Source organism: Providencia sp. AGC89 (genome assembly GCF_053543535.1).
The window spans coordinates 57333-83545 of record NZ_JBIXLP010000068.1 but is presented as its reverse complement, the minus strand read 5'-3'; the positions used below and the strand labels follow the sequence as shown (position 1 = coordinate 83545).

At 40.3% G+C, this 26213-nt stretch carries 23 protein-coding genes and 1 riboswitch; of the genes, 13 read left to right on the top strand and 10 right to left on the bottom strand.

Annotated features, from left to right (window positions below; genetic code table 11):
• Positions 1-41: 41 nt before the first annotated feature.
• The gene (locus ACIPUA_RS14065) at positions 42-1121 is read left to right on the top strand and encodes a linear amide C-N hydrolase (protein ID WP_048607959.1); all 1080 of its coding nucleotides are present in this window, start codon (positions 42-44) and stop codon (positions 1119-1121) included.
• 133 nt (positions 1122-1254) lie between these two features.
• The gene (tehB, locus tag ACIPUA_RS14060) at positions 1255-2142 is read left to right on the top strand and encodes an SAM-dependent methyltransferase TehB (protein ID WP_042845168.1); all 888 of its coding nucleotides are present in this window, start codon (positions 1255-1257) and stop codon (positions 2140-2142) included.
• Between the two features lie 58 nt (positions 2143-2200).
• Here the strand turns inward: tehB and clcA are convergent, their stop codons facing one another.
• Entirely contained in the window at positions 2201-3607 is a 1407-nt protein-coding gene (gene clcA / locus ACIPUA_RS14055; protein ID WP_048607958.1) for a H(+)/Cl(-) exchange transporter ClcA, read from the bottom strand.
• 344 nt (positions 3608-3951) lie between these two features.
• Between clcA and hcp the strand changes: the two genes are divergently transcribed.
• Positions 3952-5604, top strand: a complete 1653-nt coding sequence (gene hcp / locus ACIPUA_RS14050; RefSeq protein ID WP_042845165.1) for a hydroxylamine reductase — start codon at positions 3952-3954, stop codon at positions 5602-5604.
• Between the two features lie 77 nt (positions 5605-5681).
• The gene (gene hcr / locus ACIPUA_RS14045; protein ID WP_042845164.1) at positions 5682-6686 is read left to right on the top strand and encodes an NADH oxidoreductase; all 1005 of its coding nucleotides are present in this window, start codon (positions 5682-5684) and stop codon (positions 6684-6686) included.
• Between the two features lie 99 nt (positions 6687-6785).
• Here the strand turns inward: hcr and ACIPUA_RS14040 are convergent, their stop codons facing one another.
• Complete coding sequence (locus tag ACIPUA_RS14040; protein WP_042845162.1) at positions 6786-7022, bottom strand: HEAT repeat domain-containing protein; 237 nt, start codon at positions 7020-7022, stop codon at positions 6786-6788.
• A 578-nt stretch (positions 7023-7600) separates the two neighbouring features.
• A riboswitch (M-box (ykoK) riboswitch) is annotated at positions 7601-7773 on the top strand.
• Positions 7774-7846: 73 nt separating this feature from the next.
• Between ACIPUA_RS14040 and ACIPUA_RS14035 the strand changes: the two genes are divergently transcribed.
• Complete coding sequence (locus ACIPUA_RS14035; RefSeq protein WP_042845160.1) at positions 7847-8917, top strand: magnesium transporter; 1071 nt, start codon at positions 7847-7849, stop codon at positions 8915-8917.
• A 30-nt stretch (positions 8918-8947) separates the two neighbouring features.
• Here the strand turns inward: ACIPUA_RS14035 and ACIPUA_RS14030 are convergent, their stop codons facing one another.
• The gene (locus tag ACIPUA_RS14030; protein ID WP_042845158.1) at positions 8948-9481 is read right to left on the bottom strand and encodes a SprT family zinc-dependent metalloprotease; all 534 of its coding nucleotides are present in this window, start codon (positions 9479-9481) and stop codon (positions 8948-8950) included.
• 108 nt (positions 9482-9589) lie between these two features.
• Between ACIPUA_RS14030 and ACIPUA_RS14025 the strand changes: the two genes are divergently transcribed.
• From ACIPUA_RS14025 to ACIPUA_RS14015, 3 genes are read left to right on the top strand one after another with little or no spacing between them, the layout of a single operon-like run.
• Positions 9590-9913, top strand: a complete 324-nt coding sequence (locus ACIPUA_RS14025; protein ID WP_042845157.1) for an ArsR/SmtB family transcription factor — start codon at positions 9590-9592, stop codon at positions 9911-9913.
• 1 nt (position 9914) lies between these two features.
• Positions 9915-10352, top strand: a complete 438-nt coding sequence (locus ACIPUA_RS14020; protein ID WP_042845155.1) for a YeeE/YedE family protein — start codon at positions 9915-9917, stop codon at positions 10350-10352.
• Positions 10353-10356: 4 nt separating this feature from the next.
• Entirely contained in the window at positions 10357-10767 is a 411-nt protein-coding gene (locus ACIPUA_RS14015; protein WP_042845154.1) for a DUF6691 family protein, read from the top strand.
• Between the two features lie 83 nt (positions 10768-10850).
• Here ACIPUA_RS14015 and metK read toward each other — a convergent pair whose 3' ends face one another.
• Entirely contained in the window at positions 10851-12002 is a 1152-nt protein-coding gene (metK, locus tag ACIPUA_RS14010) for a methionine adenosyltransferase (RefSeq protein ID WP_042845152.1), read from the bottom strand.
• A gap of 715 nt (positions 12003-12717) precedes the next feature.
• Here metK and speA point away from each other — a divergent pair.
• Both speA and speB read left to right on the top strand, forming a co-directional pair.
• Positions 12718-14622, top strand: a complete 1905-nt coding sequence (gene speA / locus ACIPUA_RS14005; protein ID WP_048607955.1) for a biosynthetic arginine decarboxylase — start codon at positions 12718-12720, stop codon at positions 14620-14622.
• A 909-nt stretch (positions 14623-15531) separates the two neighbouring features.
• A complete protein-coding gene (gene speB, locus ACIPUA_RS14000; RefSeq protein ID WP_042845149.1) occupies positions 15532-16452 on the top strand; it encodes an agmatinase in 921 nt (306 codons plus the stop codon).
• 159 nt (positions 16453-16611) lie between these two features.
• Here the strand turns inward: speB and ACIPUA_RS13995 are convergent, their stop codons facing one another.
• Positions 16612-17358 carry an SDR family oxidoreductase gene (locus ACIPUA_RS13995; RefSeq protein ID WP_042845148.1) on the bottom strand — a complete coding sequence of 249 codons (747 nt, stop codon included), beginning with the start codon at positions 17356-17358 and terminating at the stop codon, positions 16612-16614.
• A 516-nt stretch (positions 17359-17874) separates the two neighbouring features.
• On the opposite strand from ACIPUA_RS13995, the gene ACIPUA_RS13990 reads away from it, so the two are divergent.
• Positions 17875-18654, top strand: coding sequence for an acetoin reductase (locus ACIPUA_RS13990; RefSeq protein WP_042845147.1), 780 nt, complete (start codon positions 17875-17877; stop codon positions 18652-18654).
• A 65-nt stretch (positions 18655-18719) separates the two neighbouring features.
• Here ACIPUA_RS13990 and ACIPUA_RS13985 read toward each other — a convergent pair whose 3' ends face one another.
• Positions 18720-19595: an alpha/beta fold hydrolase gene (locus tag ACIPUA_RS13985; RefSeq protein ID WP_042845145.1), complete on the bottom strand. Its 876-nt coding sequence runs from the start codon at positions 19593-19595 to the stop codon at positions 18720-18722.
• Positions 19596-19758: 163 nt separating this feature from the next.
• On the opposite strand from ACIPUA_RS13985, the gene ACIPUA_RS13980 reads away from it, so the two are divergent.
• Positions 19759-20007 carry a helix-hairpin-helix domain-containing protein gene (locus ACIPUA_RS13980; RefSeq protein ID WP_449059799.1) on the top strand — a complete coding sequence of 83 codons (249 nt, stop codon included), beginning with the start codon at positions 19759-19761 and terminating at the stop codon, positions 20005-20007.
• Here the strand turns inward: ACIPUA_RS13980 and ACIPUA_RS13975 are convergent.
• Entirely contained in the window at positions 20004-20735 is a 732-nt protein-coding gene (locus ACIPUA_RS13975) for a TerC family protein (RefSeq protein ID WP_449059798.1), read from the bottom strand. The two genes, ACIPUA_RS13980 and ACIPUA_RS13975, sit on opposite strands and share 4 nt — an antisense overlap.
• Positions 20736-20811: 76 nt before the next feature.
• Complete coding sequence (gene mutH / locus ACIPUA_RS13970; RefSeq protein WP_449059824.1) at positions 20812-21495, bottom strand: DNA mismatch repair endonuclease MutH; 684 nt, start codon at positions 21493-21495, stop codon at positions 20812-20814.
• Between the two features lie 939 nt (positions 21496-22434).
• Here mutH and sgrR point away from each other — a divergent pair.
• The gene (sgrR, locus tag ACIPUA_RS13965; protein WP_048607951.1) at positions 22435-24114 is read left to right on the top strand and encodes an HTH-type transcriptional regulator SgrR; all 1680 of its coding nucleotides are present in this window, start codon (positions 22435-22437) and stop codon (positions 24112-24114) included.
• An 81-nt stretch (positions 24115-24195) separates the two neighbouring features.
• On the opposite strand, the gene leuD is transcribed toward sgrR, so the two are convergent.
• Positions 24196-24798: a 3-isopropylmalate dehydratase small subunit gene (gene leuD / locus ACIPUA_RS13960; RefSeq protein WP_042845138.1), complete on the bottom strand. Its 603-nt coding sequence runs from the start codon at positions 24796-24798 to the stop codon at positions 24196-24198.
• A gap of 11 nt (positions 24799-24809) precedes the next feature.
• Positions 24810-26213 carry a 3-isopropylmalate dehydratase large subunit gene (gene leuC / locus ACIPUA_RS13955; protein ID WP_071548287.1) on the bottom strand — a complete coding sequence of 468 codons (1404 nt, stop codon included), beginning with the start codon at positions 26211-26213 and terminating at the stop codon, positions 24810-24812.

Genomic DNA, 26213 nt, shown 5'->3' with positions numbered 1-26213 from the left:
CTATGCTTATAGTACGTTAATTTGATTATTTTGGAGATGGCATGCAGTTTGTTAAAAAAAGCATCGTAGCACTAGCGACAATCGCAGCAATATCAATGCCTATTATGGTGAGCCAAGCATGTACTCGGGTACTTTACTTGGGTGACAACGAGCAAATCATGACTGGTAGAACAATGGATTGGAAATACGATATTGGTACCAATCTTTGGGTTTTCCCTCGGGGAATGGAGCGTAATGGGGTTGCTGGGCCAAATTCTCTACAATGGAAGTCAAAATACGGTAGCGTGATCGCTTCAGGTTATGATATTTCGACGACTGATGGGGTCAATGAAAAAGGCTTAGTGGCAAATCTCTTGTGGCTAGCGGAATCAAAATACCCTCAAGTGGACGATAAACAACCTGCATTGTCTATTTCATTGTGGGCACAGTATGTTTTAGATAACTATGCAACGGTCGAAGAAGCGGTTGCTGATTTAGAAAAAAATCCGCTAGTCGTCGCTACTGATAATGTGCCAGGGCAAGATCGTTTGGCGACCTTACATTTATCTTTATCAGATGCTAGTGGCGATAGCGCTATTATTGAATATATTGATGGTAAGCAAGTTATTCATCACAATCGAAAATATCAAGTGATGACTAACTCACCAATTTATGAAAAGCAATTAGCAATGCAGGAATATTGGCAAGGGATTGGTGGTACAGTGATGTTACCAGGAACTAACCGCTCAGCAGACAGGTTTGCCCGGGCCCAATTCTATATCAATGCCATCCCTCAAAAAACAACAGCTAACAAAGCGGTAGCGAGTGTTTTTAGTGTCGTTCGCAATGTGTCTGTACCATATGGTTTGACATCAGAAAACTCACCAGAGATATCATCAACTCGTTGGCGTACTTTGGTGGATCATAAGCGTCAACTTTACTTTTTCGAGTCCGCATTAACGCCAAATATTTTTTGGACCGATTTAAAGAAAATTGATTTTTCTGCTGAAACAGGGAAAGTCAAAAAGCTTGACTTAGGAGTAGAGCAAAGCAATATCTATTCAGGGGATGCGACCAACAGTTATGTGGTAACAAAACCATTTGAATTCTTAGGGTTAAGTGCTAAGCAATTAGGTTATTAATTATCTATTATTAGGTAATGAATCATAGGGCAACCGCTAGTGCTGACTGGCGGTTGATTTGTATCAAAACCCTGATTGTTTTATTAATGAAAGCTTTGCAGTGTTCAAGCTATCGGTATAAGATGTATTTAAAATGCAACTTATTGGTGATGATATGAATGAACTTGTGTGCTACAAGACCATGCCGGTCTGGAATAAAACCTCTTTACCGCTCATGTTTCAAGAGCGCCATAATACAAAAGAGGATACATACGCCCAGTTAAAGGTATTGAAAGGCTCTCTTGATTTTATCATTTTTAATGAAGATGGCAGCGAACAGCACTTCACCTTTGATGTTCATAACCAGCCGCCAATAATCGAACCACAAATTTGGCATCGTATTTCCAATTGTAGTGATGATATGGAATGCCAACTCGCCTTTTTGTGCCAACCAGAAATTAAATTTTATAAGCAGTATGGTTTAACGATCCCCCATTCAGAAGTTCGGTATTTATGTGAAAATAAATTATCAGCCCCTTGTAAAACGTTGGATTTAGGCTCTGGTCGTGGAAGGAACAGTTTTTACCTTGCATTACAAGGTTATGACGTTACTTCCGTCGATATCAATCCGCAACATATTCAAGCGATTGATTTTGTGAAAAAACAAGCAGGTATAGATAATATTCATACTGCTATTTACGATATTAATAGCCACCAAATTCAAGATGATTATCAATTAATTATTTCTACTGTGGTACTGATGTTTTTGCAGCGTGAAAAGATTGCGGATGTGGTAGCGAACATGCAACAGCATACGTTATCAGGTGGTATTAATGTGATTGTCTGTGCTGTTGAAACGCCAGATGCTCCATTAGATTTAGTTCCTTTTAAATGTTTCTTGAAGCCAGGCGAATTAAAACATTATTATCAAGACTGGGAAATTTTAAAATATAATGAAAACCCAGGTCATCTGCATCGCACGGATGCACAAGGAAACCGAATTAAGCTTAATTTCGCAACGCTAATTGCAAAAAAAAGATAAAACTATCTGATTGATAAAAAACGGGTTGTTTCAACAACCCGTTTTTTTATGGCTAACGTTAAGCAGAAGGGGGGATGGTCGCTTTCGCTGCTGACTCTTCTTTTGCACTACGCTCAAGTGTTTTTTCTAATATAACGGAGTAAAGGGGCCTGCCACCTAAAAACTGGGCCATCATAGTGGCACCGATACAAGTAATAATCATAGGCAAGATAAGTTGATAATTATTCGTCATTTCTAAAACTAATACGATACCCGTTAAAGGGGCCCTTACCGTTGCAGCAAATAAAGCCCCCATGCCTGCGATGGCAAAAGTCCCCACTTCTATTTGGTAATGGGGAAATAGTTCGAGTACAGCATAGCCAAAAACACCACCAAATAACGTTCCCAGAGCGAGTAAGGGAGAAAAAATCCCTCCAGGTGCGCCTGAGCTAAAACTAATTGTTGAGGTTAAAAAGCGTAATGCAAAAAAGAGGAATATTAAGGTAATCGTAAATTGTCCTGCAACCATTTGGTGGATCACCGAGTAACCACCGCCAACAATTTCAGGGGTATAAACACCAATAGCACCAAAAGCCCCACCAATCAGCCCTCCCATTAAGACGAAACGAGAGATTTTATTTTGATAAAAGGCGAGAAATTTATCCTGTAAAAATAATAAAAAACGGTTGAAGCAGATCCCTACAATACCAAATAACAGCCCTAAAACTAAATAGAGCCAAAGTGTGTTCATGGGGGCTGAGGAAAATTGCCCGATATTTAATAAGGCGGCTTCCCCATTAATTAGTCTAAAAACAATAGTGGCTGTAACTGCACCTATGAATACAGCTTTAATGGAGATTAAACTGTACTTAAATTGAGGGCGCATCTCTTCAATAATAAATAATATCCCTGCAAGAGGCGCATTAAATGCAGTTGATAAGCCAGCAGCTGCACCCGCAGCTAATAAAGTGTGGCGAGATTCATTATCTTTTAAGCGAAAAATATCATAGAACATCTGGCTAATATTAGCCCCTAATTGGACTGTTGGCCCTTCACGCCCTAATACCATCCCAGAGCCTAGTGTTCCTAAGCCACCAAAAAATTTTACGGGGATGACTCTCCACCATCTAACAGGGCGTAAATCTTGCAGAGCCCCTTCGATTTCGGGGATACCAGAGCCCCCTGATTCAGGGGAAAAACGTTTAACAAGATAATAACCTATCATTGCAAGAATAGCTGAGACAGCAAACATAGTCGGAATAACTAACCATTTATCTATGACTAAGTCGCCAACAGATTGAGTACGGTAGTTACTGATCCAAGTGGTGCCTAACATAAATAGAGAGCCAATAAGCCCAACGGCAGCGCCAATAATTGCGGCTAATAGTAAGATCTTTATGGGAGTCTTATCTGATTCTTTTAACCGTCTAAGTACACCGAAACGATATTTCATTACGGACTTACTTGTTAATTTTTCCTGTGCCATCTTTTTTTGATTCTCTTTTTGTGATTACATAACAATAACTTACATTCATAGTATAGCAAGAGATAAAGTAAACCTTATCATAGGAAAATTATATTGGAATAAATAGTGATTATTTTTCAAAAAATAAAATGAGGGCAGCTTATTCATTCTGAAATAATGAATAAACACTAAGGCCAGCAGCAGATGGTTTATCATACTTCCAGTATTGATAATAGTTCTCATTCATACAAAACATTAATGTAGATCAATAAATGGTTAGATAGCTAACAATTCCACTTTTTTATTCTAATAAAGAGCGTAATCTTAATGTTGTATTTGAAATGCAACTTTAAGAGGCGAATAACATGTACTGTGTGCAATGTGAACAAACAATTAGAACTCCAGCTGGTAATGGCTGTGCATACGCGCAGGGTATGTGCGGTAAAACAGCAGAAACTTCTGACCTACAAGATTTATTAGTTGCTGTATTGCAAAGCTTATCGGCCAGTGCAGTTACGGCTCGTGAACTCGGTATTATCGATCATGATATTGATAGTTTTGCTCCACGCGCATTTTTCTCCACATTAACTAACGTCAATTTTGATTCAGACCGTATTATTGGTTATGCACGCGAAGCTATTTATTTACGTGATAAATTAATTAAACACTGCCAGTCAGTAAATAGTGCTGTGGTATTTAATCACCCCTTGATCCACTTGCAGTTAGCCGGTACCGATATTCCTACCTTACAGGCACAAGCAGCACAATTCTCTTTGGATATCGATAAGGCAGAAGTAGGCGAAGATATCCATGGATTACGCATGTTATGCCTCTATGGCTTAAAAGGGGCTGCGGCCTACATGGAACATGCTCATGTACTAGGCCAATACGATAATGAGGTTTATGGCCAATACCATAACATTATGGCTTGGCTAGGTACGTTGCCATCAGACATGAATGAATTGCTTGATAACTCAATGGCAATTGGTTTGATGAATTTTAAAATCATGGAAATATTAGATGCGGGTGAAACCGGTGAGTTTGGTCATCCAGTGCCAACTGAGGTTAATGTTCGCCCTGTTGCAGGTAAATGTATCTTGATTTCAGGCCATGATTTAAAAGATCTGAAAATGTTACTCGAGCAAACAGAAGGTACAGGGATCAATATTTATACCCATGGTGAAATGTTACCCGCACATGGTTATCCAGAACTGAAAAAATATGCTCATCTCGTCGGTAACTATGGCAGTGGGTGGCAAAACCAGCAAGTTGAATTTGCTAAATTCCCTGGGCCTGTTTTGATGACATCAAACTGTATTATTGACCCTGATGTTGGGCAATATAAAGACAGAATTTGGACGCGCAGCATTGTCGGCTGGCCGGGAGCTAAACACTTAGTTGGTGATGATTTTTCTGACATGATAGCGCAAGCACAATCACTAGCAGGGTTCCCATATACCGAAATTGAACACAAAATCACGGTTGGTTTTGGACGCCAAACTTTATTAGGCGCTGCTGATGCGGTGATTGATTTAGTCGCACAGAAAAAACTGCGTCATGTCTTCTTAGTAGGGGGTTGTGATGGTAGCCGTGGTGAAAGAAGTTACTACACTGATTTTGCACGTAGCGTACCTGAGGACTGCCTGATCCTAACATTAGCGTGTGGTAAGTATCGTTTTAATAAATTGGACTTCGGTACATTAGAAGGTTTACCACGTTTATTGGATGTTGGTCAGTGCAATGATGCTTATTCCGCAATCATGCTGGCGGTCAATCTGTCAGAGAAACTTGGGTGTGGTATCAATGACTTACCACTAAGCTTGATTCTATCTTGGTTTGAACAAAAAGCGATTGTTATTCTATTAACACTATTGGCGCTAGGTGTGAAAAATATTTATACCGGTCCAACAGCCCCAGGTTTCTTAACCGAAAACTTATTAAATGTGTTAAATGAGAAGTTTGGTATGCGTAGCATCACCACGGTAGAGCAAGATCTCGCTGAAATTTTACCTGCATAATTAGTAAGACGACTGAACCCGTTTAAAATACCGATATGAGAGAAGGGGGCTGTGACCCCCTATAAAGGAGTGAAGCAATGACAATGCCAAGCAGTTTATGTCCAAATAGGATGCAAATTCATTCTATTATTCAAGAAACAGCGGATGTTTGGACTATCAATCTTATTAATCACGATTTCTATATGTATTCACCAGGGCAATATGCTTTGGTTAGTATTAAAAATAGTGATGAGGTCATGCGTGCTTATACTCTTTCATCATCACCAGGGCAAAGTCGTTTTATTTCGATTACAGTCAGGCGATTAGCAGATGGTATGGGGTCAAATTGGCTCACACGTTCTGTTAAAGAGGGTGATTACCTTTGGCTTTCAGCCGCTCAAGGGGAATTCACTTGCGCTAATGTAGAAAACCAACAATATTTAATGCTGGCGGCAGGTTGTGGCGTGACGCCGATTATGTCTATGACTCGTTGGCTAATGGCAAATCGTCCTGAGGCAAACGTCAAAGTATTATTCAATGTTCGCGATAACCAACAAGTCATTTTTGCACAAGAATGGCAACAATTAACCCAATTATATCCAGATAGGCTACAGCTGTGTGTAATGGCTGAAACTCCAGATAATGGGGAGGTTGCACAGGGTCGTTTAACCGAAGAAAAACTAAAAGTACTAGTACCCGATATTCATTCACGTATCGTAATGACATGTGGCCCAGTTCCATATATGAAAAATGCGCAGCAATTTGCTGCAAATTTAGGCGTCCCTGCTGAGCAATTCTTTATGGAGCGCTTTTCTACCGAACCAGAGGCTATTGATAGCGAAGATGTTCTGACATTAAAAATTCGTCAGCGTTTAGTGAATTTTAAAGTACCAGTTGGTACCTCTTTATTGTCTGCATTAGAACAAAATAAACAGCCGGTTATCGCGGCGTGCCGTGCAGGTGTCTGTGGTAGTTGTAAAACAAAGGTATTATCAGGAAATTACACCACATCCAGTACGATGACATTGACTGAAGCAGAGATTGCCGAAGGTTATGTTTTAGCCTGCAGCTGCCAATTACAAGGCGACACTGAAATCGAGTAAGGTTATTTAACGTCGTTAGGCTGTCTCATTATAAAAATAATGGGGCAGTGCTACACAATACGAAATAATATAAATTTAACGTACGCATAATAAGGGTTTTTAGTGTTCTATTTTTGGACTATGTATGAAATAAACAGACAATTTACTCAATGTATTAATTGCTGAAACTGCGACTTCTTTATTTGGGTCTTGGCATAAATCTATGATGCGTATGATGGCATCATGATATTCAATTGTTGCTTTAAAATCGCCTAATGCTGAAATTGCTGCGATTTTTATTTCATCATTCACTCTGTATGTTAAATTTGTTAACATACCTACAATTACTTTATCCATAATAAAACTTTCACTGTTAAATAAATTAAAAAATATTCTAAGATAATTCTAGTGATATTTAATTCTGAATTGACATCTAAAAATTATTATTAAGAATTAATAATTCATTTTTTGTTAATATATTCGAATTAAATAGCGCTTTAAGTGTATTTTCTTACTAATTAATTTTTAAATTTGATTGTTGTTGGTTTTAAAAACCACTCAAATAATTAGTGTTAGTAATTTATGATACACCAATAAAGAGTGAGTGGTTTATTTAATAATGCTTGGAGTCATGGGTTTTGATATTTATGCTGTAAGGCAAGGAATAAGGGTGAATTTAATTAATTTTATTAAATTATATCTTTAATGTTATTTTTGTTTTCTTGGTTATTATTGATGTGGTTACTGTTTTATTATAATGTTTTTATAACAAAAACATTATAATTTATTGTTTTTTACAAATTGTTACTTGATGAATTTATATTAAATATAAACTTAAACAAACCCTAAACAATAAGTTTACTATGCGTAAAAAAACGTAGATAGAGACTAGTAATTAATTTATCAATGGGTATAATTCGCGCCGCATCCAAAGTGCAGTATCTCGTTAGGCGAGGCTCCTATACAAACATAGGTTACTGATCTGACGACGTCGAGAGACGCCCAAGATTAGGACAGGATATATCGACCGAAGGTATATCCCCATGTAACTTCCTGCTCAATACAGGATACGTTGTATAGTGCTAAAACCGAGACGAAGAGATAGCTTTTGCATTCTCTCATCTGGTTTCGCCCCTATTTGAGTACTGTTTGAGTAACCAACAGTAATAGGGACTAAAAAAATGACATTCACTTCTCAAAACAAAGCGGGAGCAGTTGCAATTGCTCAATCCGCGATGAAAGGCACGCGCCTTAAAAACCACAATACACAGCAGCCTAAAATTGATGACGCAACTGTTAGTGCATATATGAGCCAATCATATCTACCAGTTTCTGTCGCAGATTCAATCGCCTGTGTAAAACAAAACCTTATTGAACACCTTGATGGCGAACAAATTCCGACTTATTTATTTGTTGTTGATAGCGACAATTATTTAAATGGAATTCTTTCAGTTAAATCATTGTTAGCTTCTCCAGAAGATTTATTAGTGTCTGATATTATGCGGCACAATTATTTTTCGGTTGCACCAGAACAATCTCGTCATGATGTCTATGACCTGATTAACCATAGTGGTCTAGATATGATCCCTGTTGTGCAATTTGGCAAATTAATGGGTGTTTTGCGTCCGCAAGATATCGCAGAACTGATTGAAGATGAGAATACACTTGATGCGCAGTTACAAGGCGCAACGACACCGCTTGATGAGCCTTATTTAACGACTAGTCCAGTAACACTGTGGCGTAAACGTGTAGTTTGGTTGTTAATGTTATTTGTCGCTGAAGCCTATACAGGGACAGTATTAAAAGCATTTGAAGAACAACTTGAAGCAGCAATTTCACTTGCGTTCTTTATCCCATTATTGATTGGTACTGGTGGCAACAGCGGTACTCAAATTACGTCAACGCTAGTTCGTGCAATGGCGTTGGGAGAAGTTAGCTTACGTAACCTTGGTGCAGTGCTGAAAAAAGAGGTTTCTACTTCATTTTTAGTTGCTGTCACTATTGGTGGGGCTGCTTTAATTCGTGCTTGGATCTTAGGCGTTGGTCACGAAGTAACGATTGTTGTAAGCTTAACAATTGTCGCTATCACTATGTGGAGTGCGATTGTTTCTTCAATTATACCAATGGTATTAAAGAAACTAAAAGTAGACCCAGCAGTCGTATCGGCACCGTTTATTGCGACTTTTATTGACGGCACAGGTTTGATTATCTACTTCGAAATTGCCAAATTAGTGATGACGGAGTTTGCTTAAGAGACATGTTGAATTTGCTACGGCAGAAGGTTAATTTTCTGCCGTAGCGGCACTAACTTCCTTCGGTTTTAAAATTTCCCCACATCGACGACACAAATATTGGTTTTCACCTCTCATCACTTTGTTATGACGACGTATTGTTAATTCATGGGTTGTTTTACAGGCACAGGTATAATTAAAGGTTTTACTTTTTACTGTTGCGACTGAAAAACGATGAGTACGGTTTGCATCCACTTCTAGCACATGTTGCATCATCCATTTCCATTCTTTGCCATGGGGCGCAATTCCCTGTCGACCGAACACCTTAAAAACCAATAAGTGAGCCAGTTCATGAGGAACAACCTCATCGATGAAAAGATGTGTATTTTCAATTAGTAATATTGGATTAATACGAATTTCCCATTCTTTTAAGTAAGCACTACCAGCTGTTGTGCCGCGTTGTTTGTAATTGAGTTTGGGTTCTGGAAAAGCTTGTTCAAGTTTTTGTTCCGCCAACGCGAGCTTTTCCCGTAGGGTGCTCATGACTCGTTGTTGTAAAAAAATAGGGACTCTAATCGTTTTCATAAGTTAAGGATACGTGAAGGTGAGCAAGGCAAACAAGTAAAATTTGACGATTATTATATAAAAATATATATTATAATAATACATAATAAAGATAACTAACGTGACTATATGAATAATACACCAGAAGAATTGCTTTTTGCGATGAAGCAAGCAGCAACACAAACTGCATCATTATTAAAAACACTGGGGAATCCTGATCGCTTAATCCTACTTTGCCAATTAACACAGGGGGAAGCTTGCGTCAGTGAATTAGAGGAACAACTGGGTATCCAACAGCCCACCTTATCACAACAACTGACTGTGTTACGAAATGAAGGCTTAGTGACAACTCGTCGTGAGGGTAAACGTATTTACTATGCAATAGCAGATGAAAAACTATTCACGCTACTTAATACGTTATATCAACTTTATTGCCCGGCAAAGGAGAACTAACATGGTGATTGATTGGGCTAATTTTACCCCGATATCCGCTGCGATAGGGGGCGTGCTGATTGGGTTGGCAGCGGCAATTTTATTAGTTTTTAACGGACGAATAGCAGGGATTAGCGGCATTTTAGGTGGTTTACTAAGACCGATAAAAGGTGATACGGCATGGAAGGCGGCTTTTATCATTGGATTGATGATTGCCCCGTTGTTATTCACTTGGTTTGCTTATACGCCAGAAGTAAATATTACGGCTAGCGTACCAGTTTTAATTCTAGCAGGTCTATTTGTTGGCTTTGGCACGCGTTTAGGGGGGGGATGTACCAGTGGCCATGGCATTTGCGGTATGTCGAGGTTTTCTCGTCGCTCCATTGTTGCCGTAATTATTTTTATGCTTGTGGCTTTTGTAACCGTAGCGCTTGCTAACCAGTACGGGCTAAGGGGATAAGTGAATGCCAATTATAATTGCACTGATATCAGGAATATTATTTGGTTTAGGTTTGGTGATAGCGGGGATGGGAAACCCGGCTAAAATTCTATCCTTTCTTGATATTACGGGGAATTGGGACCCGTCCTTACTTGTCACAATGGCAGTGGCAATGGTGATTAGTGGGGTTTCCTATGTTTTTATCAAAAGAAAACGAGTAAGTATCCTGAGTTGTCCATTACAAATACCAACTAACCAAATAATTGATAAAAAGCTGATTACGGGCAGCGTGTTATTTGGTGTTGGATGGGGGCTTGCAGGTATTTGCCCAGGACCTGCCTTGCTATTAACAGGAATGGGGGTTACTCAAGGGGTTATATTTACGTTAGCTATGATAGCAGGAATGGCAATTTTCCAATTTACACAAAAAAATTAAGCCATTTATATGACGATATTATCGACAATAAAAACCCATCATTAGCAGATGGGTTTTTTACTTTACGGTATTAACTAAATAAATTATAAGCCAGCGGCACTGCGCAATAATTCAGCTTTATCCGTTTTTTCCCAAGGGAATTGCGAACGACCAAAATGGCCATATGATGCAGTTTGCTGATAAATTGGGTGTAGAAGGTCAAGCATATTAATTAAACCGTAAGGGCGTAAGTCAAAGAATTCACGTACTAATTTAATTAATAACGATTCATCTACTTTAGCCGTACCAAATGTTTCGACCATAATAGAGGTTGGCTCAGCGACACCAATAGCATAAGAAACTTGGATCTCGCAGCGGTCTGCAAGCCCTGCAGCCACAATATTTTTTGCAACATAGCGTGCAGCATAAGCCGCGGAGCGGTCGACTTTAGAAGGGTCTTTACCAGAAAAAGCACCACCACCATGACGAGCCATACCACCGTATGTATCAACGATGATTTTACGGCCAGTCAAACCACAGTCACCCATTGGGCCCCCAATGACAAAGCGACCTGTTGGGTTAATAAAATATTTAGTTGCAGAACTTAACCATTCAGCAGGAAGAACAGGTTTAATGATTTCTTCCATTACGGCTTCATGCAGGTCTTTTTGTTGAATTTCTTCAGAATGCTGAGTGGATAAAACCACCGCATCAATACCGACAATTTTATTGTTGTCATATTGAAAGGTAACCTGACTTTTTGCATCTGGACGTAACCAAGGTAAGGTGCCATTTTTACGTACATCTGCTTGGCGTTGAACTAAGCGATGTGCATAAGTAATTGGCGCTGGCATTAATACATCAGTTTCATTAGTGGCATAACCAAACATAAGACCTTGGTCACCTGCACCTTGTTCTGATGGGTCGATACGATCAACACCTTGATTGATATCAGGTGATTGTTTACCAATGGCACTTAAGACCGCACATGAATTGGCATCAAAGCCCATTTCGGAGCTGGTATAACCGATTTCGCGAACCGTTTTGCGTGTGATTTCTTCAATATCAACCCAAGCACTGGTGGTGATTTCTCCCCCAACCATCACCATACCTGTTTTGACGTAGGTTTCGCAGGCAACGCGAGCTTTCGGGTCTTGTTCTAGAATAGCATCAAGTACTGCATCAGAGATTTGATCAGCAATTTTATCTGGATGCCCTTCTGATACAGACTCAGAAGTAAAGAGATGTGTAGCCATGAGATTAATACCTTAAGAATTCGCAGATTTATAATTGGATGTTTTAACATCTAGACGTCTATTTTAGTCTCATACAGCAAAAATTTCTACCTCTATTTATACAAAAAACGGCTAGAGCACAAAACAACGTCCCATAAAGTTTTATCTCAATTTAGTTATTTTGGTTTTGCTTTTTGAGCGTAATAGATGTATAAACAGCGACCGTAACGGATGGTTGTTATTTCCCGTTATATACCAGCAGGTAAAATAAAATCCCTGCTATCTATCAGGAATGTTTATAAACTTTTGAATTTCAATAAAAAACAAGGTGATATAGCTTAAATCAACAGGTCAACCTGCCAAAATAGTGCTACAACATTGAAATTTTAAAGGGTTAAACAGTTATATTGGGGGTTAATGGGGAATGAACCATAATCTACTGAATAACAGTATCCAACCGTCATTTGCGGATCGCCGCGTGACATTGGCGTTTACTTTCCTGTCATTCTTTACTTCATCACGAAGTTACCGTCACATCTCTAATACACCTTTGAGGCTGAGTCATTAATTTGTCAGCTTAAGGTCGTATATTGTCACTGTTTAGATGTTCTAAGCACTTTTTATTAAAATCTGAGTATTGCCGTTTCCCCGACATAACTGTCTTGTCGTGCCATGTCGTAATTACATGCATCGGAAGGAGAACGCGTCACTCACCCCTCCATATTAGGAGTTTGTTATGAATGATAATATCGCTCGCAAAATGCGCCAGACTTACAATATTGCGTATTGGGGTGGTGGTTACTATCAGGTGAATGAGCGCGGAAATGTCTGTGTTTGCCCTAATCCTGAAAACCCTGACACCTTTGTTGATTTAGCTGACCTTGTAAACGAGGTCAAAGAAGAACAACAGCATTTACGTTTACCTGCTTTGTTTTGCTTCCCACAAATTCTACAGCATCGCCTTCGCTCAATAAATGCGGCGTTTAGACGTGCTCGTGAATCTTATGGCTACAAGGGGGATTATTTCCTTGTTTATCCTATCAAAGTCAACCAACAACGCCGTGTGATTGAATCTTTAGTCAATTCGGGGGAACCATTAGGGCTAGAAGCGGGCTCTAAAGCAGAGTTAATGGCTGTTTTAGCCAATGCAGGCAAAACACAGACAGTGATTGTTTGTAACGGTTATAAAGACCGTGAATACATTCGCTTAGCTCTGATTGGGGAAAAATTAGGTCACAAAGTTTATCTGGTGATCGAAAAAATGTCCGAAATTGAGATGGTACTCGCAGAAGCTAAAAGCCTTGATGTCACTCCACGCTTAGGGGTACGTGCCCGTCTTGCTTCGCAAGGGTCTGGTAAATGGCAAGCTAGTGGTGGTGAAAAATCCAAATTTGGTTTGGCTGCGACTCAAGTATTACAGTTAGTCGAAATCCTGCGTAATGCAGGTCGTTTAGACAGCTTGCAACTGCTTCATTTTCATCTGGGTTCTCAGATGGCAAATATTCGTGATATTGCCACGGGTGTTCGTGAATCCGCGCGTTTTTATGTGGAACTACATCGTATAGGCGTCAATATTCAATGTTTTGATGTGGGCGGTGGTCTAGGTGTTGACTATGAGGGGACTCGCTCCCAATCTGATTGCTCAGTTAACTATGGTTTAAATGAATACGCTAACAACGTGATTTGGGCTATTGGTGATGCTTGTGAAGAGTTTGGGTTACCACACCCAACGGTTATCACTGAATCTGGCCGTGCGTTAACGGCGCATCATACCGTTTTAGTTTCCAATGTGATTGGTGTAGAGCGCAACGAATTTACTAAGACATCACCACCAAATGAAGATGCCCCGCGCTCACTTATTTCATTGTGGGACACATGGGAATCGATGCAACATCAAGGGAATAGTCGCTCGTTGCGTGAATGGTTACATGATAGTCAGTTTGACTTACAAGAAGCGCATACCCAATACGCACATGGTGTTTTAGATTTAACTCAACGTGCATGGGCTGAAGAGTTGTATCTTAATATTTGCCGCCGTATTCAACAAGATTTGGACCCGAGTAACCGTGCTCATCGTCCAATAATCGATGAACTTCAAGAACGTATGGCAGATAAGTTCTATGTTAATTTCTCCTTATTCCAGTCATTACCAGACTCATGGGGTATTGACCAAGTTTTCCCTGTATTGCCGATTGAGGGGCTAGATAAACCATTAGACCGCCGTGCTGTATTGTTAGACATAACATGTGATTCTGACGGTATTATTGATCATTATGTCGATGGTGATGGGGTTGAAACCACCATGCCAATGCCTGCTTATGACCCAGAAAACCCACCAATGATTGGTTTCTTTATGATTGGGGCGTATCAGGAAATTTTAGGCAACATGCATAATTTATTCGGTGATACCGCTGCGATAGATGTATGGGTTGATAGCCAAGGTAATGTGCGTTACTTACAAAGTGAAGAAGGCGACTCCGTGGCTGATATGCTGCAATACGTTAAACTGGTTCCTGAAGTGTTATTAGAAAGCTTTACTGAGCAAGTTAAAGGGACGGGGCTGAGTGAGCAGCTACAGAAAGATTTTGTGGCAGAGTTCGAGAACGGGTTGTATGGGTATACTTATCTCGAAGACGAATAAGTTATCTAATGCTCGTCATATTTCGTGCTGTGGCGGTGTTGGCTGCACTCGGTTACTCGGGTCACATACTTGTGTATGCTCCCCGAGATATTCTTGTTTGCCGCCTAGCCACAACACGAACTATTTAGAGCATTATGCACGTTATATTTTGTAGAGTGGCGGTGTTGGCTGCACTCGGTTACTCGGGTCACATACTTGTGTATGCTCCCCGAGATATTCTTGTTTGCCGCCTAGCCACAACACGAACTATTTAGAGCATTATGCACGTTATATTTTGTAGAGTGGCGGTGTTGGCTGCACTCGGTTACTCGGGTCACATACTTGTGTATGCTCCCCGAGATATTCTTGTTTGCCGCCTAGCCACAACACGAACTATTTAGAGCATTATGCACGTTATATTTTGTAGAGTGGCGGTGTTGGCTGCACTCGGTTACTCGGGTCACATACTTGTGTATGCTCCCCGAGATATTCTTGTTTGCCGCCTAGCCACAACACGAACTATTTAGAGCATTATGCACGTTATATTTTGTAGAGTGGCGGTGTTGGCTGCACTCGGTTACTCGGGTCACATACTTGTGTATGCTCCCCGAGATATTCTTGTTTGCCGCCTAGCCACAACACGAACTATTTAGAGCATTATGCACGTTATATTTTGTAGAGTGGCGGTGTTGGCTGCACTCGGCTACTCGGGTCACATACTTGTGTATGCTCCCCGAGATATCCTTGTTTGCCGCCTAGCGACAGCTCGAACTATTTAGCGCATGAGTTGAGAGTATTGCAGATAATAACTTTGTGCAAATAACATGATTTGTTTATTATTTATACTGTGCGAAGTTAATTAGATAAAAACCATTCGAATCGAATATTAAAAGGGCTTGCTAATAGGCAGGTTCATTTTGAGGAACAGAAATGATTAATAGTACTTTAGGCAATCAAGTTGATAATTCACTGGTTTCTAACGCATTTGGTTTCTTACGTTTTCCGCTGAATTTTCAACCTTATAGTTCAGATGCCCAGTGGGTGATCACAGGTGTACCATTTGATATGGCGACGTCAGGGCGTGCTGGAAGTCGTCATGGCCCTGCGGCAATTCGCCAAGTTTCTACTAATCTTGCATGGGAAAGCCATCGTTGGCCGTGGAAATTTAAATTAACCGAGCGTTTAAAGGTGGTTGACTGTGGGGATGTTGTGTTTGCTTTCGGTGATGCTCAAGACATGTGCGACAAACTGCAAGCTCATACGGAAAAGCTACTTGAATCGGGTAAACGTTGCTTAACATTTGGCGGTGACCATTTTGTGACACTGCCGCTGTTACGTGCTCATGCAAAACACTTTGGTAAAATGGCATTAGTGCATTTCGACGCTCATACTGACACTTATGGTAATGGCAGCCAGTATGATCATGGCACTATGTTCTATCATGCGCCGAAAGAAGGGCTAATTGACCCAACCCGTTCAGTGCAAATCGGTATTCGTACTGAGCACGATAGTGACAACGGTTTTACAGTGTTAGATGCAGCGCAAGTCAACGATCGTGGAGTAGATGACATGATCGCGCAGATTAAAGATATTGTTGGTGACATGCCAGTATATTTGACATTCGATATTGACTGTCTTGACCCTGCGTTTGCACCGGGAACAGGGACACCTGTTGTGGGTGGCTTAACCTCAGACCGTGCATTGAAATTGCTGCGCGGTTTACAGCCATTAAATATTGTGGGTATGGATTTAGTGGAAGTGGCTCCCGCTTATGACCAATCTGAGATTACTGCATTAGCGGCGGCATCCATTGCATTGGAAATGTTATATATCCAAGCATCTAAAGAATAATGTATTTATTTCTATTTTAGAATCAAAGCCACCAACTCGGTGGCTTTTTTTAGGTTGCGAACCAATGCTATGCTTGCATGAGGTTTTATTTAAAATGGCGCTGCGGTTTGGTTTTTCATTTTTTCCTAAAACGGATTAACTTTTTTCTCCTAACAAGTCTTATTTGCATACGGAAACGCCTCCATCCACATATAATGATGTTCCGGTTATAAAACTTGATAGTGAACATGCTAAAAATAACGCGGAGGATGCGATTTCCTCAGGTTCAGCTAACCGTTTCATCGCGTGTAAATTTGCTGCCCATTCACGTTGTTGTTGGTTGCCTGCCATATCGGTATTTACCCCACCGGGTAGAATGACGTTTGCCCGAATATTCTTATCTGAATAGTCCACCGCGATACCTTTAGCTAACGCCAGTAAAGAGGATTTGGCTGTTCCATAACTGCACATCCCAGGAAGACTGATACTATTACCAACAAAACTTGAGGTGAATATAATTGACCCTCCCCCTGATTTAACCATTAAAGGTATTTGATTTTTAGCGCCCAAAAATGCGGCTGTAGAGTTTATAGTTTGAACCTGTACCCACTCTTCAAGGCTGAACTCTGCTACTGGTTTCATTGGGCCTACCATGCCAGCATTATTTACAGCGATATCCAATCGTCCAAATTCTTTTGAAACTAGGTTTATCAGGTTGAAATGTGTCTCTTCTAAGCAGATATCTCCCGCATAATAAATTGCAGTTCCTCCTGTGGCATTGATCTCATTAGCCACTTCGCTAAGCTCCGCTTTTCGTCTACCGGTCAGGCACACTGAAGCTCCATTTTGAGCAAACATTATTGCGATAGAGCGGCCAATACCAGAAGATGCCCCAGTGATAATTGCAGTTTTACCGTTGAGTAGCATGTTTATCTCTCATTTTTCTATGGAGCCCTCAAAATAAAGGGTTTTAAATCAGGAAAAACTCGGCTTATTGCTTTTTATTTTGGTTTAAAACAATGTGTTATTGTGTGAAATTTATTCGCCTTGCAGGGACAAAGAAGATTAATGTTACTGAAATCGTTAACATTAATCGGTATATAGGGAAACGCCAGGGTGGAACTGAGAGAATAATTGAAACGTATGAGCCCCAATTCGATTTTAAATTTCAATTAATTGTGTATTAATTAAACATAATACAAGAAATCGCATTTTTTGTTTATTATATTGATAATGATTTTTATTAACAATCATCTTTGAATTTCATTATTTATCCCTTTTTCTTTGGAAAATCAAAAGTATTTATCAAGTTAATAGTTAAATATATCTAATAAATAGAGAATGACAGAAGAAAATCTTTACTTTGTAACTTATTGTTATTATTGCTAACTTATTGTTAATGGTGGACTAGTCATTTTGACTATTATTCAGTAGGAGAACAGTATGGCGTTAAATAATAAAGTCATTTTAGTTACTGGTGCGGCACAAGGAATTGGTCGCGGTATTGCATTACGCTTAGCAAAAGAAGGTGCCAATATCGCACTGGTGGATTTGAAAAAAGATAAACTTGAAGATGTTGCAAAAGAAATTGCAGCCTTAGGTCGTAAAGTGACAACATTTGCCGCAGATATCAGTCAACGTGACCAAGTATTTGCTGCGGTAGCTCATGCAGAAGCAGAGTTAGGTGGTTTCGATGTAATGATCAACAATGCAGGGATTGCTCAAGTTAAGCCAATCGCTGATGTTCGCCAAGAAGATATGGATTTAATCTTCAAAATTAACGTAGATGGCACTATGTGGGGCATCCAAGCGGCTAGCGAGAAATTCAAAGAGCGTAAGCATAAAGGTAAAATCATCAATGCTTCCTCGATTGCAGGCCACGATGGTTTCGCTATGTTAGGTGTGTACTCAGCAACTAAATTTGCGGTTCGTGCGTTAACTCAAACGGCGGCGAAAGAATATGCAAGTTCAGGTATTACGGTGAATGCATATTGCCCAGGTATTGTGGGTACAGATATGTGGGTTGAGATTGACGAACGCTTTGCAGAAATCACTGGGGCACCAAAAGGCGAAACCTACAAAAAATATGTTGAGGGTATCGCACTGGGTCGTGCTCAAACCCCTGATGATGTAGCAGGTTTAGTGGCATTCTTAGCCAGCGATGACTCTGATTATATTACAGGGCAATCAATTTTGACTGATGGCGGGATTGTTTATCGCTAATTCACATATGTGATATCAAAATTGAACTGATAGCCGCGTTGATTTATTCAGCGCGGCTTTTTTCATTAAGCGGCTTGCTTCTTAATATTAGTTAAAATAGCGTCTGCTTGTGTCCAAAGCAATGAACCGCCTTCTTGAGGATATAAGTAGCGGTTGCAGTTTAAAAAACGGCTGGCCAACACTTCACCAAAATCAGGGGAATGTACTGTGCTCATATCCAACTCGCCGTACCATAAGGAGGTAGGACATTGAATATTTTCAGGGGTAAAGCCCCATTCTTGCAAGGTGATTAATAAGTCTTGTACATATCCTTGGTTACCTTGAGCAAAAGCGCGCTGAATACAACTTGTATAGGCTGCAAGAAATTGTTCTTCATTGTACAGTTGTTGGTCTATTTCTGCACTGCAATTGAGGATAAAAGCTAATAGCCACTCTCCTGTTACATTCTTAAGTAGCCAATCGGATAAATTATCAGGCGTATTAAGCGCTTGTTCCTGCATATTCACAACATCGGCCGTTAATTTTGCGCGAGTATCTGGGTATTCAAATTGGTCTTGCCCAGAAACAATAGACAGTGAATTTGGCTGGCAATAATAGGCAATGGCCATCGCAAAGACCGCACCTTGGGAAAAGCCAATTACAGAAAAGGTATCAATAGATTGCTCATTTAAAAGCGCTTGGATATCCATAGCAAAACTTTTTAATGATTTTTTTGTTTGGAAGGTGGAGCCCCCAAGCCCTGCGCGTTCAGGAACAATTAAGCGAATATTTAATTGTTGCAGTAAATCTAACCCAAAGCCCAATGTGCCACTCATACCTGCTCCAGTACAAAAAATCACGGGGAAACCTGTTTTGGGGCCTGATTCAAACCAACACAATTGACGGCCATCGGCTAACGTCATCGTATGTTGATGTAGATTGGTCACTGGAACGTTATACATATGAATTCCTAAGATAAAGCAAGTTTGGGCTGGGTGATAAGATAGGTCAGTTAATAATTATTCAAACTGGCATTGTTATAATTGCGATTTTAAAGTATTAAAGAGGTAAATTGCAAAATATTAGCTTAAATAATTATTGGGTAATTAGTATAAAGAGGGTGATATGGCATTTTCCGAGTCAGAAAAGAAAATTTTATTGGCTGTTAAAGGGGTTGGTCCCATGGTGATAAGCCGCTTAGAGCAAATGGGGTTTAGCTCATTAGCTCAATTAAGTGAAGCTTCTTATGATGAAATTTTAATTTCAGGAGCCGCATTAACAGGCTCAAGTTGTTGGAAAAATAGCCTTCAGGCCAAGAAAGCCGTTGAGGGGGCTATCTTGGCAGCAAAGCAAGCGCTTGGAACATCAAGTTAATGGGGGGGATGTTTTGTTTTCCATTTTTTACTGCGTAAAATATTAAGTACCTGTACTGCCATTGAAAAGAACATAGCAAAGTAAATATAGCCTTTTGATACATGGACTTGGACGCTTTCGAGTATCAGCGTAAAACCGACTAATATTAAAAAGGATAAGGCTAAAATTTTCACTGACGGATACCGGTCAACAAACTCCCCAATAGGTTTGGCGGCAACCATCATAATTAATACTGCAATAATTACCGCCGCCATCATGATGAATAAGTGATCTGACAGCCCAACGGCCGTGATCACAGAATCTAGACTAAAAATAATATCTAACAAAGCAATTTGTACGATAGCCCCCCAAAATGAGCTAATGCGCTTACTGGCAAAACTATTCTCATCTTCCCCTTCAATAGTGTCGAAAATCTCTTGGCTAGCTTTCCAAATGAGAAAAATGCCTCCTGCACACAAGATTAAATCGCGGGCAGATACCATATGCTCAGCAATGCTAAAAAGTGGTGTGGTGAGTCGTGATAACCAAGCTATTGAGGCAAGTAACGCAAGACGCATTACCATTGCTGCTATCAGCCCAGTGCGCCTTGCACTATTTTGTTGGTGGGTAGGGAGCTTGCTGACGACAATACTGAGGAAAATAATATTATCTATGCCTAATACAATTTCTAATATTGTTAGTGTAGCCAGTGCCATCCACGCATTAGGGTCCAATATCCACTCAAACATCTTTGTACCTTCTAAATCAAATAAATAAACAGTGATAATTGTTTATCGTCTGCTTTGGTACAGGCGATGGGGGTTGTTAAGCAAGATTAAAATGCCGCGCTAATAAAGGCGCAGTGAAATCTTTCTTAAGGTAAAAACCACGTGGTAATGTCATGATTGGTTGACCAAATTCACCAATCGCTTCAGTTAGTGCTTTATTATTTGCTGCTTTGGGGCGAATTTGTAGTACTTGGCCATGCCGTGCCGTAATGGTTTCTACTTTACCTAACACGATGAGGTCCATTAACTCCTCCCAATCTTGCCGTAGCAATTGTTCTTCAAAAGGAGAAGGGCTCCAAATTAAGGGGTTAGCGACGCGCCGTCGGGCAAGAGGGATTTGTCTTTCTCCCTCGATTGGGAACCATAAAATTCGCGATAGCTTACGGCGTACATGGCTATTTTCCCATGTTAAACCACTGTTGCCCGTTAATGGTGCTACAGAAACGAAGGTGGTTTCTAATGGAACGCCGTGGCGGTCAATTGGGATGGTTTTTAATTCAATACCAATATGAGCGAAATCTTGTTCTGCTTTGCTACCTGCGCTGGCACCTAAAAAATACTCCAATAACATCCCAACCCAACCTTTGTCTCGTTTAAGATTAGGGGGGATTGGGATATTGGCTATTTGAGCGAGCTGACCCAGTGTATAGCCCGCGAGTGCTTGAGCCCTATTCATAAGGGTTGCTTCGTTTTCAGGTGGTTGCGGTGGTATAAATGGCATCATGATTTGGGTATTAGTGTGTAAAAAACGAACAAAAATAAATTGCTGAATGAGGTGAGTATAACACTTTATAGCTATAAATTTTAACTATATGAAATATATGATAATATCATTAGTTATTTACGTATATTAAAAACGATTTTAGAGGTTATTAAAGTTCCTCCCAAGATAATCACAGGATCATGCACTAGGTTATCCACAGGATTTCTGGATAACTGTTAAAAATAGGGAGCACTGTGTGCATTTACAGGCTTGACGAAACGTTTTTTTTGAAGCTTATCACAAAAAACGAGTGAGTTAAGCGCATATGTTGTGGATAAACACCTCGTTGTTTGATCTTTGTTCAGTTAGACTCCTAAGCGATTTAGTTAAAAAATTAACCAGTGGATAAAGTGGTGTTTTTGATTTTATTTGATTGATTTACCAATGTTTATTAGTTTCTGTTTTTTTTTGATAAAAAAAGGCGCTGGGGATATACCCTGATTACCATAGGGTTGTTAACATAGATATCCACAGAAAAAGTGAATAACATCCATATTATTGGCTTTGGCTGTTTATAACTATGAATGATTTACTTTTTAAAGACTACTTGCCAGTGAGTTTCTTACGGTATAATTATTTAAGTGAAGTGTAGAATTGTGACTATATCGATAATAAATAATACGCAAATAGCTAACCTCTAAATAGTTTGCGCCATAGCGAGACGACGAGGGAAGGTAGATTGGGGGCGAACACAAGTATCTGGTTGGAAGAGTGAGTGAAGCCTGAAAAAACAGGGCAAAAAAAAGCCGGCGAACCGGCTTGGTGATAAAACACCATTACTCTAAATGGGGGAGTTGGTCAGCAATATGCAAACCAAACGAGCTACTTACTGCTAACTATTATCGCTTGGTTTTAGAAAATTAAAATTGATGCATTTTTTGCCGGAGTTCCTCTTTTATGTCTAATTCACGCTTACAAAACCAATTCATCCGCCTTTGGCAACACTTTCAGGGGCAAGATAGTGAAACTACTCTGCAAAATATTGCAGATACCTTGTTTTGCTCTAGACGTCACGTTCGTACACTACTTAATAATATGCAATCTAATGGTTGGCTTAGTTGGCGAGCAGAATCAGGCCGAGGTAAACGCTCTACGTTAATCTTCCATGTAAATGGCTTAGAGTTACAGCAGGCGCAGGCTGAGCAATTACTAAAAGAGGAAAGTATAGAAAAGCTGGTGGCTCTTGTCGGTGATAAAGAAACTATTCGTCAAATGGTACTATCTGAATTAGAGCGCAGTTATCGGCAAGGTAAAAACTTACTACGCATTATCTATTATCGTGATTTTCCGGCGCTTTTACCTGGTGCGCCAATGCGTCGCTCAGAAATTCACTTAATGAGCCAAATTTTTAATGGGTTAACCCATATAAATGAGGAAAAAGGGGAAGTCGAAGATGGCTTAGCACATCACTGGCAGAGCATTAGTGATACTCGATGGCGCTTTTATCTACGCCCCGCAATTTACTTTCACCATGGAAGAGAAATGGTGGTAGATGATATCATTTCGTCACTATTACGCTTAAAAAGCTGCTGGCCGCTTTTTTCTCATATTCAATCTGTGTCGTCTCCCCAGCCTTATGTCATTGATATCACCCTCAGCAAGCCCGATAAACAGTTGCCTTGGTTATTAGGTAGCCATCATGCCGCTATTCTACCTAAAGAATGGGAAAGTATAGAAAATTTTAGTCGTTGCCCTATCGGTACAGGCCCTTACCAAGTTGAAAAAAACTTGCCACAAAAACTGACTATTTCGGCTTTTGACCGCTATTTTGGCTATCGAGCGCTACTTGATGAAGTGACTATATGGGTGGTTCCTGAGCTATCAGAGCAAATGGTGTGTACCACATTAAAAATGGATGGCGATACACATCACAATGATTCATTGGAAAGTCGCATGGAGGAGGGGTGCTATTTCTTGCTGATGGATCAGCGTTCAGAAATTGCTCAACGTGAAGATGTCCGCAAGTGGCTATGCAGCTTTTTAACGCCAGTAAACTTACTTGCTCATTGCGAGCCGTTTTACCAGCGTCACTGGGCGCCTGCTTATGGTTTGTTATTACATTGGCACCATAGCAAAATGCTGACTTTATTTCCTAAACCTGCTGACCTAACTGAACTGACAGTCACCTTTTATCATCATCACCATGAGTTTTATGCGATAAGCCAAATTATGAAAAGGGTGCTACAAACACAAGGTGTTGAGCTTAACATCAATATTATTGATTATGATGATTGGTTTAATGGGGATGCGCCAAGCGATATTTGGTTAGCCACGGCAAACTTTTTTAAGCCACTGGAGTTTTCAATTTTTGCTACCCTATATGAAATGCCGCTATTACGCCAATGTCTTGGAAATACACTGGAAAATGAACTTTGTTTATGGAGAACTCACCAATTAGACGTTGAATCTTGGTGTGAAAGTTTAATTGACTCACAAATTTTCCATCCTATTTTTCATCATTGGCTTGAATTACAAGGTCAACGCACAATGCGTGGCGTTCGCATGAATACCTTTGGCTGGTTTGATTTTAAATCTGCTTGGTTTAAGCCTTCTGAAGATGTTCCTCGTCTTGAATGATGAGGCTTTACGGCGTTAGTGAGGGGATGTTCCACTTTATATCGTGAAACTACGCCTACTGAAGTAGGCGTAGAAACGGGTTTATTGCATAAAAGAGGGGATATTCTGCTCGTAATCTTTAATTTGGTCGACGTGTTGCAGCGTCAGCCCAATACTGTCCAACCCATTCATCATGCAATGACGGCGGAAACTATCAATCTCAAAATGATACGTTTTATCGCCTGCTGTGACTGTTTGCGCTTCTAAATCAACAGTGAACTGGCAACCTTCATGGCTGTTCACATAGTTAAACATTTCATCCACTTCTTGTTCGCTTAATTTGATTGGCAACAATTGGTTATTGAACGAGTTGCCATAAAAAATATCGGCGAAACTTGGGGCGATAACGACTTGAATGCCAAAGTCAGTCAGTGCCCATGGAGCATGTTCACGAGAAGAGCCGCAACCGAAATTTTCACGCGCCAGTAAAATACTTGCGCCTTTAAACACGGGTTTGTTCAAGACAAAATCAGGGTTAGGCTGCTGGCCATTTTCATCTAAAAAACGCCAGTCATTAAACAGATGTTGACCAAAACCAGTACGAGTAACTTTCTGCAAAAATTGCTTAGGAATAATGGCATCAGTATCAACGTTTGCGGCATCTAAAGGAGCAACAATGCCTACGTGGGTAATTAATTTTTCCATTGCTTTTCCCCTTAAATTTGAATGTCGCGAACGTCAGCAAAATGGCCATTAATCGCTGCGGCAGCAGCCATCGCTGGGCTAACTAAATGTGTACGACCAGCACGACCTTGGCGACCTTCAAAGTTACGGTTACTGGTTGATGCACAGCGTTCACCTGGATTTAAACGGTCATTATTCATGGCTAAACACATTGAACAGCCCGGTAAGCGCCATTCAAAACCGGCATCAATAAAAATTTTATCTAAACCTTCTTGTTCAGCTTGTGCTTTAACAGGACCAGAACCCGGAACCACAATCGCTTGAACACCGTCTGCGACTTTTTTACCTTTAGCAATTGCAGCCGCTGCCCGTAAATCTTCAATCCGTGAGTTGGTACATGAGCCAATAAACACTTTATCAATTTTTACATCTGATAATTTAATGCCTGATTGTAACCCCATATAAGCCAACGCTTTTTCTGCAGATGCGCGTTCAACTGGGTCTGCAAATGACTCAGGTGCAGGGATAGGCTGATTGATAGCAATAACTTGCCCTGGGTTGGTTCCCCAAGTAACTTGTGGTGCGATGCTACTTGCTTGAATAGTGATGACCTTATCAAATTTAGCATCATCATCTGTTTTCAACGTTTTCCAATATTCGACTGCGTCATCCCATTGTTGGCCTTTAGGTGCAAACTGGCGCCCTTTTATATAATTGAAGGTGGTTTCATCTGGTGCGATGATCCCAGCTTTAGCACCTAATTCGATAGCCATGTTGCACACCGTCATACGGCCTTCCATGCTTAAATTTTCGATGGCTTCACCACAAAATTCAACAATATAGCCTGTACCACCTGCGCTACCCGTCGTCCCAATGATAGCTAATACGATGTCTTTTGCTGTAATCCCTGCTGGGGCTTTACCGACAACTTCAATTTTCATGGTTTTGGCACGCGCTTGTTTCAGCGTTTGAGTTGCCATAACGTGTTCAACTTCAGAAGTTCCAATCCCAAAAGCTAACGCACCAAATGCTCCATGTGTTGCCGTATGGGAGTCACCGCAGACAATTGTCATTCCAGGCAGGGTGATCCCTTGCTCAGGGCCCATCACATGGACAATACCTTGATATGGGTGATTTAAATCATATAAAGTCACACCAAACTCTTGGCAGTTTTTCATTAATTCTTGCATTTGGATGCGAGCCATATCGCCACAAGCATTGATATCTTTTGTTTGTGTCGAAACGTTATGATCCATAGTAGCAAAGGTCTTACTCGGCTGATGTAACGGGCGGTTTTTAGTTCTTAACCCATCAAAAGCTTGAGGAGAAGTCACTTCATGTACCAGATGGCGGTCGATATAAATTAACGGGGTTTCATTTTCGACTTCCCGAATAACGTGCGCGTCATATAATTTTTGATATAAAGTCTTAGCCAT

Excerpts from the sequence above, each read along its gene's own strand:
- ACIPUA_RS13980 (WP_449059799.1), top strand. The coding sequence starts at position 19,759 with ATGGCATTTTCCGAGTCAGAAAAGAAAATTTTATTGGCTGTTAAAGGG.
- ACIPUA_RS14025 (WP_042845157.1), top strand. The coding sequence starts at position 9,590 with ATGAATAATACACCAGAAGAATTGCTTTTTGCGATGAAGCAAGCAGCA.
- speA (WP_048607955.1), top strand. The coding sequence starts at position 12,718 with ATGAATGATAATATCGCTCGCAAAATGCGCCAGACTTACAATATTGCG.
- ACIPUA_RS13975 (WP_449059798.1), bottom strand. The coding sequence starts at position 20,735 with ATGTTTGAGTGGATATTGGACCCTAATGCGTGGATGGCACTGGCTACA.
- clcA (WP_048607958.1), bottom strand. The coding sequence starts at position 3,607 with ATGGCACAGGAAAAATTAACAAGTAAGTCCGTAATGAAATATCGTTTC.
- ACIPUA_RS14020 (WP_042845155.1), top strand. The coding sequence starts at position 9,915 with ATGGTGATTGATTGGGCTAATTTTACCCCGATATCCGCTGCGATAGGG.
- metK (WP_042845152.1), bottom strand. The coding sequence starts at position 12,002 with ATGGCTACACATCTCTTTACTTCTGAGTCTGTATCAGAAGGGCATCCA.
- ACIPUA_RS13990 (WP_042845147.1), top strand. The coding sequence starts at position 17,875 with ATGGCGTTAAATAATAAAGTCATTTTAGTTACTGGTGCGGCACAAGGA.
- ACIPUA_RS14040 (WP_042845162.1), bottom strand. The coding sequence starts at position 7,022 with ATGGATAAAGTAATTGTAGGTATGTTAACAAATTTAACATACAGAGTG.
- speB (WP_042845149.1), top strand. The coding sequence starts at position 15,532 with ATGATTAATAGTACTTTAGGCAATCAAGTTGATAATTCACTGGTTTCT.
- ACIPUA_RS13985 (WP_042845145.1), bottom strand. The coding sequence starts at position 19,595 with ATGTATAACGTTCCAGTGACCAATCTACATCAACATACGATGACGTTA.
- leuD (WP_042845138.1), bottom strand. The coding sequence starts at position 24,798 with ATGGAAAAATTAATTACCCACGTAGGCATTGTTGCTCCTTTAGATGCC.
- ACIPUA_RS13995 (WP_042845148.1), bottom strand. The coding sequence starts at position 17,358 with ATGCTACTCAACGGTAAAACTGCAATTATCACTGGGGCATCTTCTGGT.
- ACIPUA_RS14035 (WP_042845160.1), top strand. The coding sequence starts at position 7,847 with ATGACATTCACTTCTCAAAACAAAGCGGGAGCAGTTGCAATTGCTCAA.
- tehB (WP_042845168.1), top strand. The coding sequence starts at position 1,255 with ATGCAACTTATTGGTGATGATATGAATGAACTTGTGTGCTACAAGACC.
- hcr (WP_042845164.1), top strand. The coding sequence starts at position 5,682 with ATGACAATGCCAAGCAGTTTATGTCCAAATAGGATGCAAATTCATTCT.
- hcp (WP_042845165.1), top strand. The coding sequence starts at position 3,952 with ATGTACTGTGTGCAATGTGAACAAACAATTAGAACTCCAGCTGGTAAT.
- ACIPUA_RS14030 (WP_042845158.1), bottom strand. The coding sequence starts at position 9,481 with ATGAAAACGATTAGAGTCCCTATTTTTTTACAACAACGAGTCATGAGC.
- ACIPUA_RS14065 (WP_048607959.1), top strand. The coding sequence starts at position 42 with ATGCAGTTTGTTAAAAAAAGCATCGTAGCACTAGCGACAATCGCAGCA.
- leuC (WP_071548287.1), bottom strand. The coding sequence starts at position 26,213 with ATGGCTAAGACTTTATATCAAAAATTATATGACGCGCACGTTATTCGG.
- mutH (WP_449059824.1), bottom strand. The coding sequence starts at position 21,495 with ATGCCATTTATACCACCGCAACCACCTGAAAACGAAGCAACCCTTATG.
- ACIPUA_RS14015 (WP_042845154.1), top strand. The coding sequence starts at position 10,357 with ATGCCAATTATAATTGCACTGATATCAGGAATATTATTTGGTTTAGGT.
- sgrR (WP_048607951.1), top strand. The coding sequence starts at position 22,435 with ATGTCTAATTCACGCTTACAAAACCAATTCATCCGCCTTTGGCAACAC.